At 66.4% G+C, this 16114-nt stretch carries 10 protein-coding genes and 1 pseudogene; 3 read left to right on the forward strand and 8 right to left on the reverse strand.

Annotation, left to right across the window (positions count from 1 at the left end; translation table 11 throughout):
* Window positions 1–125 precede the first annotated feature (125 nt).
* Window positions 126–1373, reverse strand: coding sequence for an ROK family transcriptional regulator (locus tag AC1MEM_RS22835; protein WP_499474376.1), 1248 nt, complete (start codon window positions 1371–1373; stop codon window positions 126–128).
* A 154-nt stretch (window positions 1374–1527) separates the two neighbouring features.
* On the opposite strand from AC1MEM_RS22835, the gene AC1MEM_RS22840 reads away from it, so the two are divergent.
* On the forward strand, window positions 1528–1803 hold the full coding sequence (locus AC1MEM_RS22840; protein ID WP_499474377.1) for a SemiSWEET transporter: 276 nt from the start codon (window positions 1528–1530) through the stop codon (window positions 1801–1803).
* Between the two features lie 161 nt (window positions 1804–1964).
* Window positions 1965–2228 carry a hypothetical protein gene (locus AC1MEM_RS22845; RefSeq protein WP_499474378.1) on the forward strand — a complete coding sequence of 88 codons (264 nt, stop codon included), beginning with the start codon at window positions 1965–1967 and terminating at the stop codon, window positions 2226–2228.
* 456 nt (window positions 2229–2684) lie between these two features.
* Here the strand turns inward: AC1MEM_RS22845 and AC1MEM_RS22850 are convergent, their stop codons facing one another.
* The 7 genes and pseudogenes from AC1MEM_RS22850 to AC1MEM_RS22880 form a co-directional block, all read right to left on the reverse strand.
* Window positions 2685–5393, reverse strand: a complete 2709-nt coding sequence (locus AC1MEM_RS22850) for a molybdopterin-dependent oxidoreductase (RefSeq protein WP_499474379.1) — start codon at window positions 5391–5393, stop codon at window positions 2685–2687.
* Window positions 5384–6621 (reverse strand): annotated as a pseudogene (locus AC1MEM_RS22855) (NAD(P)/FAD-dependent oxidoreductase). Before AC1MEM_RS22855 ends, AC1MEM_RS22850 begins: the two are co-directional and overlap by 10 nt.
* Window positions 6618–6968, reverse strand: a complete 351-nt coding sequence (gene nirD, locus AC1MEM_RS22860) for a nitrite reductase small subunit NirD (RefSeq protein ID WP_499474380.1) — start codon at window positions 6966–6968, stop codon at window positions 6618–6620. The pseudogene AC1MEM_RS22855 and the gene nirD overlap by 4 nt, the downstream one beginning before the upstream one ends.
* 22 nt (window positions 6969–6990) lie before the next feature.
* The gene (gene nirB / locus AC1MEM_RS22865) at window positions 6991–9540 is read right to left on the reverse strand and encodes a nitrite reductase large subunit NirB (protein ID WP_499474381.1); all 2550 of its coding nucleotides are present in this window, start codon (window positions 9538–9540) and stop codon (window positions 6991–6993) included.
* 21 nt (window positions 9541–9561) lie between these two features.
* The gene (locus AC1MEM_RS22870) at window positions 9562–10854 is read right to left on the reverse strand and encodes an MFS transporter (RefSeq protein WP_499474382.1); all 1293 of its coding nucleotides are present in this window, start codon (window positions 10852–10854) and stop codon (window positions 9562–9564) included.
* A 531-nt stretch (window positions 10855–11385) separates the two neighbouring features.
* Window positions 11386–12558 carry a CmpA/NrtA family ABC transporter substrate-binding protein gene (locus AC1MEM_RS22875; protein ID WP_499474383.1) on the reverse strand — a complete coding sequence of 391 codons (1173 nt, stop codon included), beginning with the start codon at window positions 12556–12558 and terminating at the stop codon, window positions 11386–11388.
* Between the two features lie 19 nt (window positions 12559–12577).
* Window positions 12578–13213: an ANTAR domain-containing response regulator gene (locus AC1MEM_RS22880; protein ID WP_499474384.1), complete on the reverse strand. Its 636-nt coding sequence runs from the start codon at window positions 13211–13213 to the stop codon at window positions 12578–12580.
* Between the two features lie 482 nt (window positions 13214–13695).
* Here AC1MEM_RS22880 and AC1MEM_RS22885 point away from each other — a divergent pair, with 482 nt between their 5' ends.
* On the forward strand, window positions 13696–16059 hold the full coding sequence (locus tag AC1MEM_RS22885; RefSeq protein WP_499474385.1) for a S9 family peptidase: 2364 nt from the start codon (window positions 13696–13698) through the stop codon (window positions 16057–16059).
* Window positions 16060–16114: the final 55 nt, after the last annotated feature.

Raw genomic sequence — 16114 nt, forward strand, 5'->3', positions numbered from 1 at the left:
GCATTGGGGGTGGCTGTTGGAGCCCGGATTGTACCGAGGGTCCCTAATACATTGCAAACTGCAAACTGCAATCGTGCAACAATTAAGCATCGCCACCAGATTCCCGCCGTGCCCGCAGGCCGTCCTCAGCCCCTGCCCGCCTTCAGGAACGACGCATGTCCCGGCGCGAAATGCGCGTGCAGCGGCAGGTAGGCCGCGCCGATCACTTTCGCATCGCGCCCGATCGCACCCGCGATGATCTCGGGCCGCATGATGCCCTGCCAGCTGTACTGGACCAGCGCCGCGCGTATCGCCTCGATCAGGCTTTCCAGCAGTGGTGCGCCCACGGCGCCGTCGACGATCACGCCGTCCAGGTCGAGCAGGCAGGACGAGGTATTGATGGCGAAGGCGATGCCATTCGCCGCCTCCTCCATCCAGCGCCGCGTGACCGGCGCCCAGGGCGCCTGCAGCAGGCGGGCGTCGCCGGCGGGCAGGCTTTCCAGTCCGACGGCGGCGAGCATGTCCTCCAGCGTCGCGAGCGAGGCCGACGCCAGCAGTTGTTGCGTGCCGCCGGGCCGGCTGCCGTCGGCCAGGCCCAGCGCCATCGAGCCGATCGCGCCCGCATTGCCGTAGACGCCGGCGTGCGGCTGGCCGTTGATCACGAGTCCTCCGCCGATCAGGGTGTCGACGAACACATACAGGTAGTTCTTCAGGTGGCGCCCGCGGCCGGCCACCAGCTCGGCGACGCAGGCCGCGGCCGTGTCTTTCGCAAACGCGACCGGCAGCCGGGTCATGCCCTGCAGGCGCTCGCGCATGTTGGTGCGGGTCCAGGCGTCGGCGTCTTGGGGAGAAAGGCCGACCAGTTCGCGCCAGCCGCCAAAGGCCAGCGGCGCGGCGAGGCCGATGCCGCTCACGCGCTGCGATTTTTCCGCGCCCAGCTGCTCTTCGATCCGCTCCAGGTGCTCGCCGATCTCGCCGAACACCGCGTCCACCGAGGGCGCGCCGTAGACGATCGACTTGCGGTAGCGCGGCGCGCCGGTGAAATCGATCAGGGCGACGTCGAGGTTGCGCCGGCCGATCTGCACACCGATCGAGAACGCGCCGTCGGGATTCAGGGCGATCGGCTGCGAGGGCTGCCCTACCCTGCCGCGCAGGGAGTCGCGCTTGACGACGAAGCCTTCTTCCAGCAGCCGGTTGATGATGACGGACACGGTTTGCGTGCTCAAATTCGTCAGCCGCGCCAGCTCGGCCTTCGGCAGGCTGCCGTGCAGGCGGATTGCGTGCAGCACGACGCGTTCGTTGAACTCGCGCATGCCGGTCTGGTTCGAACCCAGCATGCGGGGCGCGGCGGCGGGATCGCGCGGAGGGGACGGCGGACGGGGAAGCGTGAACATGCGGAAATGGTGAACGAACATCGAAACGGGGCGTCGAGTATAATTTTCACCCTTAAATAAATCAATGTGATTTATTATATTTACGCCATGTTGTGTTTCGCCTGCGCATCAGCGCATGGCCAGGGGACGCAGCATTCACAGAACAAGAGGTTCCATGCAACTCGATATCACCCTGGTGGGCTACATTGCCGCCTTCTGCACCACCGCCGCCTTCATCCCGCAAGTTGTCCTCGTCTGGCGCACGCGCAGCGCCAGCGGCATCTCGATGGGGATGTACTCGACCTTCTGCTTCGGCGTCTTCCTCTGGCTCTGCTACGGCATCGCCATCGAGGCCTGGCCGATTGCGATCAACAACGCGATCACCCTCGTGCTGGCGTCGAGCGTGCTGGCGATGAAGTGGCGCTTTGAACGCGGCGGGGGCAATCAGTGACGAGCTCAGCCGGACATTCGCGCAGCTGATAAGGGAATCTTGATACGTCAACAAATATACGCCTGGCTTATCGTGGACATCACGAACTGAAAGTATATTTATGGACCCAAGGAATTTATACTGCACCGCAACATCACAGTATTTATACATTGGAGCGACACATGAACGCAGCAACGATCACCCAGGCGCAGGACAAGGGACTGCGCCACCAATTCGCCGACCTGTTCGGAGCGGTCAGCAGCTTCTCGGCCCAACTGTTCGCAGCACACGGCGGCTGGCTCGCCGCCCGCAAGGAACGCGCAGACCGCGCATCGTACGCCGTCGCCGAGCGCGAAGGCCGTGCCGAACTGTTCGCGCTGGCGGCGAACGCCGAAAAGCATTCGCCGAACCTGGCCGCCGAACTGCGCTGGCTCGCCTGCCGCTAAATTGCAGCTGTAGTACCGTCGTTGTAGTAGCGTCACTGTAGTAGCGTCACTGTAGTACCTCGCGCCTTAGCCTTCGCCGCGCCAGCGGCAGCCTGGGCGCAAGCCTCCCTCCTCCACCCGGGTCGCCGGCGCCCGCCGCGCCCGGGTTGTTTTTCCCTCCCTTAGTTTCCCCTCGTTTTACGCAGCTTTCTCGCTACACCGGCTTAGTAACGTAGGGTGGGCCGGGCCGCGATCGGACTTGTGCCCACGCGGTACGGCGGCTGGTCGGTGCTTACGTTTGAAAACACACGGATAGCCCGCATCCCGGCTTTCGCTTGTTCACGCCACACATCAACCGGTGGACCGCGTGGGCACAATGAAGTGCCCACCCTACGTTACGCTGCCGCCGCGGGTGACCGTGACCGCAGCGGGCGGGCGCCGCGTCCGGTTTTTCCCCTCCGCTGCTTCCCCTCCGCTTTATGCAGCTTCCTCGCTATACCGGGTCAGCACCAGCAGCTTGCCGATCTCCGGCACGCAGGATCCGCAATTGCCGCCCGCCTTGACGCACGCCGTCACCTGCGCCGTCGTTTCCAGGCCGTGGGTGCGGATCGCCGCGCAAATCGTATTGCGCCCGACGCCAAAGCACGAACACACCGTCGGACCCGGGTCCGGCCCCTGCTGCGGTGCGCGCCCGGCCAGCAGCGTCGCGCGGTCGCCTGACGCCAGCGTGTCCTGCCTGAACAAGCCGGCAAGCCACTGGCGCGGCGGTAGCGGCGCTGCCCGGCGCGCCACGAAGACGCAGGCCTGCAAGCGCCCTTCCACCAGGTGGGCGGCCCGGTACGCGCCGGCGCCGGCGTCGTCGTATTCGATCCAGTCCGCCCCTTCGGGCACGCCGAGCACGCCACGCGCCCAGTCGGCGTGCGCGGGACCGCGGCCACCGAGTTCGTAGCGCACGAAGCCCTCGCCCTGCACGCGCGTCCAGTTGGCGACGCCGTCGACCGCCAGCGCCGTCCGGCTCAGCACAAACGCCTGCCACTCCACCACGAAGGGTTCGACGCGCACCGGCGTGTGCTTGAACTCCGGCTCGCCCGACACCGGATCGACGCTGGGGTTGACCAGCGCGCCGACGCGGGCGTCGGAGGCCGTCTGGCCGCTCCAGTGGATCGGCACGAACACGCTGCCGCGCGCGATGCCGCCGCCATGCGTGACGCGCGCCACCATCGCGCCCCAGCGGCTGGTGACGCGCGCGAGTTCCCCTTCGCGCACGCCGCACAGCAGGGCGTCGTTCGGATGCAGGTCGATCGAGGGTTCCGGCGCGTGGCTGGACAGCCGTGGCGATTTGCCGGTGCGCGTCATGGTGTGCCACTGGTCGCGCATGCGGCCGGTGTTCATCGCCAGCGGGAACTCGTCATCGACCGCGTGCACCGGGGCGCGCGGCGGCGTGGCGACGAAGCGTGCTTTTCCACCCGGGCGGGCGTAGCGGCCGTCGGCGAACAGCCGTTCCGTAGTGCGGATCGCGCCGTCTTCACCGCGCAGCACCGGCCACTGGACCGGTTGCAGCCCATCGTAGTCCTGGCGGCGCATGCCGGCCATGCCCGAGATATCGAAGACGCGCCTGTTGTCGCCCCCGTTGCGCCATCCCGACAGCCGTGCGTGTTCATCGAAAATCGCATGCGGGCCGGCGTAATCGAAACCCTTGAAACCCATGCGCCGCGCCACTTCGCACAGCGCCCACCAGTCGGCGCGCGCTTCGCCCGGCGCCGGCAGGAAGGCGCGCTGGCGCGAGATGCAGCGCTCGGAGTTGGTGACCGTTCCATCCTTCTCGCCCCAGCCCAGCGCCGGTAGCAGCACGTCGGCGTACGCGGTCGTATCGGTGGCGGCCACGATATCGCTGACCACCACCAGCTCGCACTTCTCCAGCGCGCGCCGCACCTGGTCGGCGTCGGGCAGGCTGACCAGCGGATTGGTGGCGATGATCCACACCGCTTTGACTGTCCCCTCCTCCACCGCGCGGAACAGGTCGACCGCTTTCAGCCCGGGTTTGTCGGCGATGCGAGGCGCGTCCCAGAAGCTGCGCAGCGCGTCACGCTGGGCAGGATTGTCGAGGTCCATGTGCGCGGCGAGCATGTTGGCCAGGCCGCCGACCTCGCGCCCGCCCATCGCGTTCGGCTGGCCGGTGAGCGAGAACGGTCCCATGCCGGGATGGCCGATGCGCCCCGTGAGCAGGTGGCAGTTGATGATCGCATTGACCTTGTCGGTGCCGCTGGAGGACTGGTTCACGCCTTGCGAATAGGCCGTGACGACTTTATTCGTGGCGGCGAAGCCTTCGTAAAAGGCGAGCAGCCTGGCAGGGTCGACGCGGCAAATGCGCGCCACTTGCGCCGGGTCGCTGCAATCGACATCGGCGGCAGCCAGCGCTGCGTCCAGCCCTTCGGTATGCGCCGCAACATAAGCGGCATCGACGGCGCCATGTTTCGCCAGGTAGCTGAGCAGGCCATTGAACAGCCAGACATCGGTGCCCGGTTTGATGGGCAGGTGCAGGTCGGCCAGTTCGCAAGTGGCCGTGCGGCGCGGATCGATCGCGACGATTTGCAGCGCAGGCCGCGCCTCTTTCGCGCGCAGGATGCGCTGGAACAGGGTCGGATGGCACCAGGCCGTGTTCGAGCCGACCAGCACGATCATGTCGGCCAGTTCGAAGTCTTCATAACAGCCCGGCACCAGGTCTTCACCGAAGGCGCGCTTGTGGCCGGCCACGCTGGAGGACATGCACAGGCGCGAATTGGTGTCGATGTTCGCGCTGCCGACATAGCCCTTCATGAATTTGTTGGCGACGTAGTAGTCCTCGGTCAGCAGCTGGCCGGAGACGTACAGTGCGACCGCATCGGGTCCGTGCCGGGCGATGATGTCGGCAAAGCCGCCGGCCACGCGGCCCAAAGCCTCATCCCAGCTTGCGCGGCGCATGGTCTTGTTCTCGCGGAGCTGCGGAGTCAGCAGGCGCCCGTCGAGGTCCAGCGTTTCGCCGAGCGCCGCGCCCTTCACGCACAGGCGGCCCTTGTTGGCCGTGTGCTGCATGTCGCCGGCGATGATCGGGATCGTCCCGGGCTTGACGGTGGCGGTGACGCCGCAGCCCACGCCGCAATATGGACAGGTGGTGTGCACGGTCTGCACGGGGAGCGTCATGTCCATGGTGTTTCCTCTTCTATCTGGATAGCGGCGCAGAGCGCTTCGCCGAACAGCAGGCGGTCGCGGAAGCTCGATACATCGGCGCCGCGCTGGATCAGGTCGAAATACCAGGGACCGTCGCCGACATCGCCGACCAGCACGGCGCCGGTGACGCGCCCGTCCTCGAGCACGAGGCGTTTATAAACACCGGCATTCCGGTCGCGCAGCACCAGCTCTTCGCTGTCCGCGCCGCCATTGATGTCGCCGGCCGAATACAGGTCGATGCCGGTCACCTTCAGCTTGGTGGCGGTGGCCGCCTGCACGTAGCGGCGGTGGCCGGCGCCAGCCAGGTGGGCGGCGCAGACACGGGCCTGCTCCCATACCGGTGCGACGAGGCCAAAAGTGGCGCGCCGGTGCTGCACGCATTCGCCCACCGCGTAGATGCGCGGGTCATAGGTCTGCAGCGTGTCGTCGACCACGATCGCGCGTTCGCAATGCAGGCCGGCCTCGCGCCCGAGCGCCACGTTCGGACGCACGCCCGCGGCCATCACGACCAGGTCCGCGGGCAGTGCGCTGCCGTCGGCGAACTGCACCGCCTCGACTTTATCGTGGCCCGTGATTGCACTGGTCTGGGCGCCGAGCAGGATGCGCAAGCCGCTGCGCTCGAGCGACTCCTTCAGCAGGCGCCCCGCTTCGCCGTCGAGCTGCTGGTTCATCAGGCTGGGCGCCACGTGCACGACGCTGACCTCCATCCCGCGCCGCATGAGCGCGTGCGCCGCTTCCAGCCCGAGCAGGCCGCCGCCGATGACGACCGCGCGTCCCCCTGCCTTGCAGCGGCGAGCATGGTGTCGACATCCTGCAGGTCGCGAAAGCCGACCACGCCGGGCAGCGTATTGCCTGGCACCGGCAGCACGAAAGGCGTCGAGCCCGTCGCCAGCAGCAGGCGGTCGTAGGGCGCTTCCATTCCCGAGCGGGCGACGACGACGCGGCGCTTGCGGTCGATGCGCAGCACCGGGTCGCCCGCGTGCAGGGTGATGCCGTGCTCGGCGTACCAGGCGCGCGGATGGAGCATGATCTCGTCGACGTTCTTGTCGCCGGCCAGCAGCGGCGAAAGCAGCACGCGGTTGTAGTTCCCGTGCGGCTCGGCGCCGAAGACGGTGATCTCGTACAGCGCGGGGTCGAGTTTCAACAGCTCCTCCACAGTGCGCATGCCGGCCATGCCGTTGCCGACCACGACCAGGCGCGCTTTCATGACGCAACCCAGACCGTGCCCTTGTCGACCCGCACCGGGAAGCTGCTCACCGAATGCGCCGGCGCTTCCAGGCATTCGCCCGTCTGCAAATCGAAATGGTGTTTATAAATTGGCGAGGCGACGACGATGCGTTCGCCGATACTGCCGACCAGGCCGCGCGAGAGGACGGCGGCGTTGGCGTTCGGATCGTAGTTATCGATCGCGAACAGGCTGTCGTCGCCGACGCGGAACACGGCGACCTGGCGGCCGTTCAGCAGCGCGCAGACGCCGGTGTCGGGGACGATCTCGTCGAAGGCGCAGACGGCGTTCCAGTTATCGAGCTGGCTCAGTTGAATGTCTCTGTGCATGATGGACTCCTTTACTTATTTGTCAGTTAGCGACTGCGATGGGGATGGTGCGGCGGCGTTCTTCGATCGTCGCCGGACGGACCTGGCCGCGCTCGGGCATGAAGACGACGTTGTCGTCCTGCGCCGGGCTGTTCACGAAATGGCGGAAGCGCTTGCGTACTTCCGGGTCCTCGACCGCGTTCTTCCACTCGCAGGCATAGGTGTCGACCACCGCCTGCATGTCGGCTTCGAGTTCCGCGCCGATGCCGAGCTTGTCGTCGACGACGACGCTCTTGAGGTAATCCAGGCCGCCTTCGAGGTGTTCGCGCCAGGTGCTCGTGCGCTGCAGGCGGTCGGCGGTGCGCACATAAAACATCAGGAAGCGGTCGACCAGTTTCACCACCGTCGCTTCGTCCAGGTTCGACGCGATCAGCTCGGCGTGGCGCGGCTTCATGCCGCCGTTGCCGCACACGTACAGGTTCCAGCCCTTGTCGGTGGCGATCAGGCCGACGTCCTTGCCCTGCGCCTCGGCGCATTCGCGGGTGCAGCCGGAGACGCCGAATTTCACTTTATGCGGCGTGCGCAGGCCCTTGTAGCGGTTTTCCAGTGCGATCGCGAAGCCAGCGCTGTCGCCCACGCCGTAGCGGCACCAGGTCGAGCCGACGCAGGATTTCACGGTGCGCAGCGACTTGCCGTAGGCGTGGCCGGACTCGAAACCGGCGGCGATCAGCTCTTCCCAGATCGGCGGCAGTTGATCGACGCGGGCGCCGAACAGGTCGACCCGCTGGCCGCCGGTGATCTTGGTGTACAGGCCGTATTTTTTGGCGATCATGCCGACCGCGATCAGGCCATCGGCCGTCACTTCGCCGCCGGGCATGCGCGGCACCACCGAGTAGGTCCCGTCCTTCTGGATATTCCCGAGGAAGTAATCGTTCGAATCCTGCAGGCTCGCGTGCTCGGGTTTCAGGACAAAATCGTTCCAGGTTGAGGCGAGGATGTTGGCGGCGACGGGTTTGCAGACATCGCAGCCCAGGCCCGTGCCGTGCCTGGCCAGCAGCTCGCCGAAGCTCTTGACGCGGCCCACGCGCACCAGGTGGTGCAGTTCCTGGCGCGAGTGATTGAAGTGTTCGCACAGCGCGCGGCTGACGGCCACGCCCTGCTTCGCCAGTTCGGCGTTGAGCACTTGCGTCACCAGCGGCACGCAGCCGCCGCAGGCGGTGCCCGCAGTCGTGCATTTTTTGAGGGCGCCGATGCTGGTGGCGCCGTCCTTCACCGCCGCGCACAGCGTCCCTTTCGAGATGTCGTTGCAGGAGCAGATCTGGGCCGCATCCGGCAGCGCGTCGACACCCAGGCCTTTTTTGGGCGCGCCGGCCAATTGCGGCAGGATCAGGCTTTCCGGCGCTTCCGGCAGGTCGATGCCGTTCAGGGCCATCTGCAGCAGCGTGCCGTATTCGGCCGCGTCGCCCACCAGGACCGCGCCCAGCAGGCGCTTGCCGCAGTCGCTGACGACCAGCTTTTTATAAGTCTGGCGCCGCTCGTCAAGGTACTGGACGCTGCGGCTGCCGCTCGTTGCGCCATGGGCGTCGCCGATGCTGGCCACGTCCACGCCCATCAGTTTCAGTTTGGTGCTGAGGTCCGCCCCTAGAAAGCCGCCCGGTGCGCCAAGCACGTGGCGTGCGGCGGTACGCGCCATGTCGTAGCCCGGTGCGACGAGGCCGAACAGCTGGCCGCGCCAGGCGGCGCATTCGCCGACAGCGTAGATGTGCGGGTCCGAGCTCAGGCAGTCGTCGTCGATGGCGATGCCGCCGCGCGGGCCCAGCGCGAGGTCGCAGGCGCGGGCCAGCTCGTCGCGCGGGCGGATGCCGGCCGAGAAGACGATCATGTCGGTGTCCAGGTGCGACCCGTCGGCGAACCGCATGCGGTGGGTGCCTGCTTCGCCATCGACGATCTCGAGCGTGTTCTTGCCGGTGTGGACGGTGACGCCCAGTTCTTCGATGCGGGTGCGCAGCACGCGTGCACCGTGATCATCGACCTGCACCGCCATCAGGCGCGGCGCGAATTCGACGACGTGGGCTTCGAGACCCAGGTCGCGCAGCGCCTTGGCGCATTCCAGTCCCAGCAGGCCGCCGCCGACCACGACGCCAGTGCGGGAGCGATTAAGTGAGCGGTCCCCGCATTCGCGCATCGCTTCCAGGTCTTCGATGGTGCGGTAGACGAAGCAGTCGGCGCGCTCGCGGCCCGGGACCGGCGGCACGAAGGGAGAGGAGCCGGTGGCCAGCACCAGTTTGTCGTAGGGGAGCACTTCGCCGCTGGCCAGCGTGACGGTGCGTTCGGCGCGGTCGATGGCGACGACTTTGGCGTTCAGCTTCAGCTCAAGGTTGGTGCGCTCGAAAAAGCCGGGGGCCACCAGCGACAGGTCGGCCGCCGTTTTCCCGGCGAAGAACTCCGACAGGTGGACGCGGTCGTAGGCCGGGCGCGGCTCTTCGCCGAGCACGGTAATGTGCAGGTGCAGGTTCGGCTGTGACTCGGCAGCGGCCAGCGTTTCGACAAACTTGTGGCCGACCATGCCGTGGCCGATGACGATGATGTTCATGCTTGACTCCTTATTTTCCAACTAAGCCCGCGCCGCGGCAGCGACGGTGGCGGTAGTGCTGAAACGTGCGCCGAGCGCACACAGGCTGGATACGACGACCAGGCCGCCGAGGATCATCAGGGTCTGGCGCAGGTCGCCCGTCCCCTTCATGAGGAAGCCGGCCAGCACCGCGCCGACATTGCCGCCGGCGCCGACGATGCCCGCCACGCCGCCCAGCGCCGTTGGCGCCACGAAGGGCACCAGCGCGTAGGTGGCGCCGCAGGCCATGTGGGTGAACAGGCCGAAGCAGACCATGGCCAGCAGCGCGAAGGCGACGCCGTCGGCATTCGCGAACACGAGCAGGCCCAGGCCCTCGCCCACCATCAGCACGAACAGCACGGTAACGCGGCTGTTGAGGTCACCACGCGCGGCAAAGCGGTCCGACAGCCAGCCGCCAAGCGCACGGGCGAACAGCGCCAGCAGGCCGAAGCTGCCCGCGGCCAGGCCGGCCGACTTGAGCGAGAGGCCGAAATGGTCGACGTAATAGATGGCGGCGATGTTGTGGATGAAGATCTCGATGCCGAAGCAGGCGCCGTAGGTAACGAACAGCAGCCAGGCGCGGTGGTTGCGGCAGGCCGCCTTGAAACTCGCCCAGCCGCCCTTGCCGCCGCCCTCGAAGGCGACACCGGCCGCGCGCAGCGCGCTGAAGTTACCCGCCGGGCAGTCCTGGGTGTAGCGCCAGTAGACAAACGCCATGACCAGCATCGCCACGCCCGGGACGATGAGGGCGATGCGCCAGCCCAGGGTTTCGCTGACGCCCGCCATGACGAGGGCCGACAGCAGCAGGGGCATCGCCGCCTGCGCCGCCCCGCCGCCGCTGTTGCCCCAGCCGGCGGCGGCCGCGTTGGCGGTGCCGACGATTTTCGGGGCGAACATCACCGAGGTGTGATATTGCGTGATGACGAAGCTCGCGCCCACGGCGCCGATCCCCAGCCTGCACATCAGGAAGCTTTCGTAGCTCTGGGCAAAGGCGAGGCCGAGCACGGGAATCGCGCCCAGGGCGAGCAGGCCGGTGTAGGTTTTGCGGGGGCCGAAGCGGTCGCACAGCGGGCCGACCAGCAGGCGCACCAGGATCGTGATCGCGACCGCGGCGATATTGATGTTGGCGATCTGCGCCACCGACAGGCCGAATTCGCCTTTGATCACCGGCATCAGCGGCGCGCAGGCGAACCAGGCGAAGAAGCAGATGAAGAAGGCCATCCAGGTCAGGTGGAAGGCCCGCATCTGGGGCGTATGGAAGTCGGTCAATGTGATGCTGTTTGCTTTGCTGGCCATGGTATCCCTCGTCTTTGAAAACAAAAAGGCGTCCGCGTCCCGAGGTGTGTGACCTGGGAGGCGGACGCCATTGTCCGGAACGCCGGTCCAGCATTGGACCGGCTGTGTAACTGAAGGGATCGCCGTTGATCCTGATGGGAGTAATTGCAAGAGCCGTGCCAGCGGGGGCGCGGGGCGGGTGCCGCGGTCGATCGGGAGAAGGCGCTCTATTGCAGTGCACAATGCCCGCTAATGATGCGGAACGGTGCACCGCGGTGGATTTTGCAGGGTGGGCCGGGCCGCGATCGGACCCCGCGCCCACGCGGTTACGCACGCATCCGGCGTCCGTTACGCCGACATGCCGCTGCGCGGCGTGTGCGATGAACGTAGCGCTAACTGGGCGCTTGGGGATGCTCTGCCATGTGCGAACGCGTCCAATAGAGCGAACGCCAACGCTGCGCGCGCTTCCGCGTGGGCACGGGGTGCCCACCCTACGGTGCTCTTGCGTTCCGGGCGCCGCGTTACGCCGGTGGTGTGCCCGGGTGAATTACCTCACGCGCTCAATGGCTGCGGTTCACGCTGGTGAATCTCGAACGACGCCGCATACGCCGCAGGATCGCTTCCGTCCCATATGCGCCCATCCATCAGCCGGCTGCTGCGCATGACGACCGACGGCGCATCTACCCCTGCCAGCTCGGCCGCCTCGCGATACAAGGCCACCTGGTTCACCGAACCCGCCACGCCCAGGTAATCCGGGTCTTCCCGCAGCAGTCCCCATCGCCGCTGCTGGGTCAGGAACCACATCCCGTCCGACAGCCACGGGAAGGTCGCCTCCCCTTCGCCAAAGAAGCGCAGTTCCGGATAGTCCGAACGGCGCGGCACCAGGCAGGCGCGCAGCAGGTCGATGTCGGCGTGCACATAGGCGGGACTGGCCAGCACCTCGGCGGCGGCTTCGCGGTTGGTGGGCGAAGCGTCGAGCCAGCGCGTGGTCTCCAGCAGGCAGGCGACCAGGGCGCGGCAGGTATTCGGGTGGGAGGCGACGAAGTCGGCCCGCGCGCCGAGCGCCTTGCCCGGATGGTTGGGCCAGACCTGGCTGCTCGATGCCACCAGCGCGCCGCTCGCTTCCATGACCGCGCGCCGGCTCCAGGGCTCGCCCGCGCAGAAGCCGTCCATGTGGCCTGCTTCCAGGTTGGCCGCCATCTGGCTGGGGGGCACGGTGACCAGCTTCGTTTGCGCCAGGGGATCGATGCCGGCGGCAGCAAGCCAGTAGCACAGCCACATCGCGTGGTTCCCGGTCGGGAAGGTATGGCCGAAGGTGTAGCGGCGCGGCTGCTCGCGCATCAGCGCGGCGAGGCCTGCGCCGTCGGACACGCCGGCCGCTGCGATGGCGCGCGACAGTACGATCGCCTGGCCGTTCTGGTTCAGGTTCATCAGCACGGCCATGTCGCGCGCGGCGCTGCCGATCCCCATGTGCAGGCCGTACAGCAGGCCATACAGGGCATGGGCCGCATCGAGCTCGCCGTTCGTCAGGCGGTCGCGCATGCCCGACCACGAGTGCTGGCGGTCGAGCGCCAGCTTGATGCCGTATTTCTCGTCGAAGCCGAGGATCGAGGCCATCACCAGCGGCGCGCAATCGGCCAGCGGCATGAAACCGATACGAAGTGTCTCCTTTTCGGGGCGGTCCGATCCGGCTCCCTGAAAACCTGCTTTTGCCAGGCCAGTCATGCGTTTCCTTTCGCCGGCGTCAGCCCAGCAAATCCTCGACGTCCAGGATGCGCTGCGCGATCTCGGCCAGTCTCATGTTCTTGTTCATCGCCAGGCTGCGCAGGCGGCCGTAGGCTTCGTCCTCGAGCAGCTTGTGGCGCGCCATCAGCACGCCCTTGGCGCGGTCGATTACCTTGCGCTCGGCCAGCTTCTGGCGGGTGTCGGCCAGTTCGCCCAGCAGTTTCTGTTCGCGCCTGAAGCGCGCCAGCGCAACGTCGAGCACGGGCCGCACGCGTTCGGCGCGCAGGCCGGCCACGATATACGCCGACACGCCCGCCGCCACCGCCGCTTCCATCGTCGCCGCGCTGTCGTCTTCGGTGAAGAGCACGATCGGGCGGCGCGCCTCGCGGGTGGCGATCACGATGTGTTCGAGCACGTCGCGCGCATCGGATTCGCTGTCGAGGATGATCAGGTCAGGCTGCAGCTGGGCGATCCGTTCGGGCAGGAAGATGTCTGGCGGGAGCGAGGCGACGATGTCGTAGCCCGACTCCAGCAGGCCGACGCGCAGTGCCGCGCTGCGGCTGGCCTGGGCGGCCCGGGCTGCATCGCAGGCCTGGGCATCGCCGCCGGTGACGACGACGATGCGCAGGCTGGGGGTGAGGTCCGCTTGTTTCATGCTGCAATTGATGCAAGAAACGGGCCACGCCTCATATAGTTTCCCTACAGTATCGATATCGTCCAGGCCTATATCTCAACAGCTTAGGCCGACGGGTCATTCACCAGCCTGATCGCCAACATCACAAACAGAAAGTTTATTTATGGATCGGAGGCATTTATACTGCACCGCAACATCAACGAATTACAGGAGATCATCATGTCGCCAGTCGAATACTTCCACGCCAGCGTCGCAGCCCTTGCCGTCATCGTGCGCATCGCCATGTTGCTGCCACGCGCGCCAAAGGCACAGCAGCAAGCGGCCTGATTCCGCAACAGTAAGGCAGCACCGCATCCCGCGGCCCCGTACCTACGTACGCGGGCCGCTTTTTTATTGTCCGGCGATCGCTGCCGGAATCCCCCGTCGCTTCAGTGGCTGCGCTAGAATGCATTCGCATTTTTTCTAGCCAGAAAGCTATTTTCTCTCCTCACCAGAACTCCACGATGCGACTTCCTGCACTGACTTTCCTTGCCGCCCCGCTGTGCGCATTGCTTGCGCTTCCGGCTGTGGCCGCGCCCACGCCCATTACCCTCGACCAGGCCATGACCCATCCGGACTGGATCGGCAACCCGGCCGAAGCAGCATGGTGGAGCTGGAACAGCCAGGATGTGTATTTCAAGCAGAAGCGCACCGGCTCGCAGTTGCGCGACACCTTCATCGCCACGAAAGGCAGCCCGCAAAAAGTCGCCGACGCCGACCTGGCGAAGCTCGACAGCCCGGACATGGTCTATGACCGTGCACATACACGCACCATCATGGTGCGTAATGGCGACCTGTTCGAGCGCGACCTGAAGAATGGTGCACTGGTTCAGATCACGCGCGGCCTCAAGGCCGAGGACCCGCAGTACTCGAGCGACGAGCGCGCGGTGCAGTTCCGCATCGGCCACGACTGGTTCAGCTGGGACCGCGCCAGCCGCCTGCAGGCGCCGGTGGCGCTGCTGCGCGCGGCGAAGGATCCGGCTGTGCAGGAACCGGAAGCACTGCGCGACATGCAGCTACGCCTGATCACGACCTTGAAACGCGCGAAGGACGACCGCGACGCCGCGCGCGCCCGTGTCGACGAAGAGCGCCGCTTCGATCCCACCCGCGCACCAGGCCCGGTCTACCTGGGCGACAAGATCACGATCGAAGGCAGCGCCCTGTCCCCTGATGGCCGCTACCTGGTGATCGTCACCGCTGCCAAGGGCGCCGACAAAGGCCGGGTCGGCAAGATGCCGCGCTACGTGACCGAATCGGGCTATGAAGAGATGGACGACGAGCGCACCCGCGTCGGCCGCAGCTATCCCGTGCCGCACCAACTGAAACTGATCGACCTGGTTGCCAACCGCATGCAGGACATCCTCTTCGACACCCTGCCCGGCATCGCGACAGACCCGCTGGCGAGGCTGCGCGCCGCCGCCAGACTCGATCCCCTGAAAGGCAACCGCCTGCTCCGCATCGCTGACCGTGCCGATGCGGTCCGCTGGAGCCTCGATGGCCAGCAGGCCGCCGTCATGCTGCGCGCTATCGACAACAAGGACCGCTGGATCGCCACCATCGACCTGAAGGCCGCGAAACTGAAACCCCAGCATCGCCTCACGGACGAAGCCTGGGTCAACTTCGACAACAGCGACTTCGGCTGGCTGCCGGACAACCGCACGCTGTGGTACGTGTCGGAAGAAAGCGGCTACGCGCACGTGTACACGCAGCCCGTCGACGGCCGTCCGCGCGCGCTGACCTCCGGCAAATGGGAAGCCGGCGACGTGCGCTGGAACGTCGACGGCAGCACCGCCTACATGCTCTGCAACCGCAAGAATCCGGGCACGTATGAAGTCTGCGCCGTGAATGCGAAGGATGGCGGCACGCGCGAGGTGACGAACCTGGAAGGCGTCGAGCGCTTCACGCTGTCGCCGGACAGCCGCAAGCTGCTGGTGCACTACTCGTCGAGCTACATGCCGGCCCAGCTGGCGACGGTGCCCGTTACCGGCGGTGCGGCGGTCAAGCTGACCGATACGCGTACTGCCGAATACAAGGCGCGGGAATGGGTCCAGCCCGAGTTCGTGGCCGTGCCGTCGAGCGCCGGCGGCGATCCGGTCTGGTCGAAGCTGTACCGCCCGGCCCACATGGAAGCCGGTAAAAAATACCCGGTCGTGATGTTCGTGCACGGCGCCGGCTACCTGCAGAACACGACGAAGCGCTTCCCGGTCTACTTCCGCGAGCAGATGTTCCACAACCTGCTGGTCGAGAAGGGTTACATCGTGCTCGACATGGACTACCGCGCCTCGCAGGGGTATGGCCGCAACTGGCGCACCGCGATCTACCGCCAGATGGGGCACCCGGAACTGGTCGACTACCAGGACGGCGTGAAGTACATGGTGGCGAATTACCAGGGCGATGCGGCCAACGTCGGCATCTACGGCGGCAGCTATGGCGGCTTCATGACCTTCATGGCCCTGATGCGCGCGCCGGAGATGTTCAAGTCGGGCGCGGCCCTGCGTCCGGTCTCCGACTGGACCACCTACAACCACGAGTACACGGCGAACATCCTGAACACGCCCGACCTCGATCCGGAGGCGTATAAAATCTCGTCGCCGATCGAGTACGCCGACAAGCTGCAGGGAAACCTCCTGATCGGCCACGGCATGGTCGACGACAACGTGTTCTACCAGGACTCGGTGCGCATGGCCCAGCGCCTGATCGAGCTGCGCAAGGATAACTGGGAGATGGCCAGCTATCCGCTCGAGCGCCACGGCTACACCCAGCCGGAGAGCTGGTTCGACCAGTACCGCCGCATTTTCAAACTGTTCGAACGCACGCTCAAGCAGTAAGGCTGCAATCAGGACCGCACAAACGAGCGCCCCCCGGGGCGCTTTTTGTTTTACT

Source organism: Telluria sp. AIW5 (assembly GCF_056680575.1).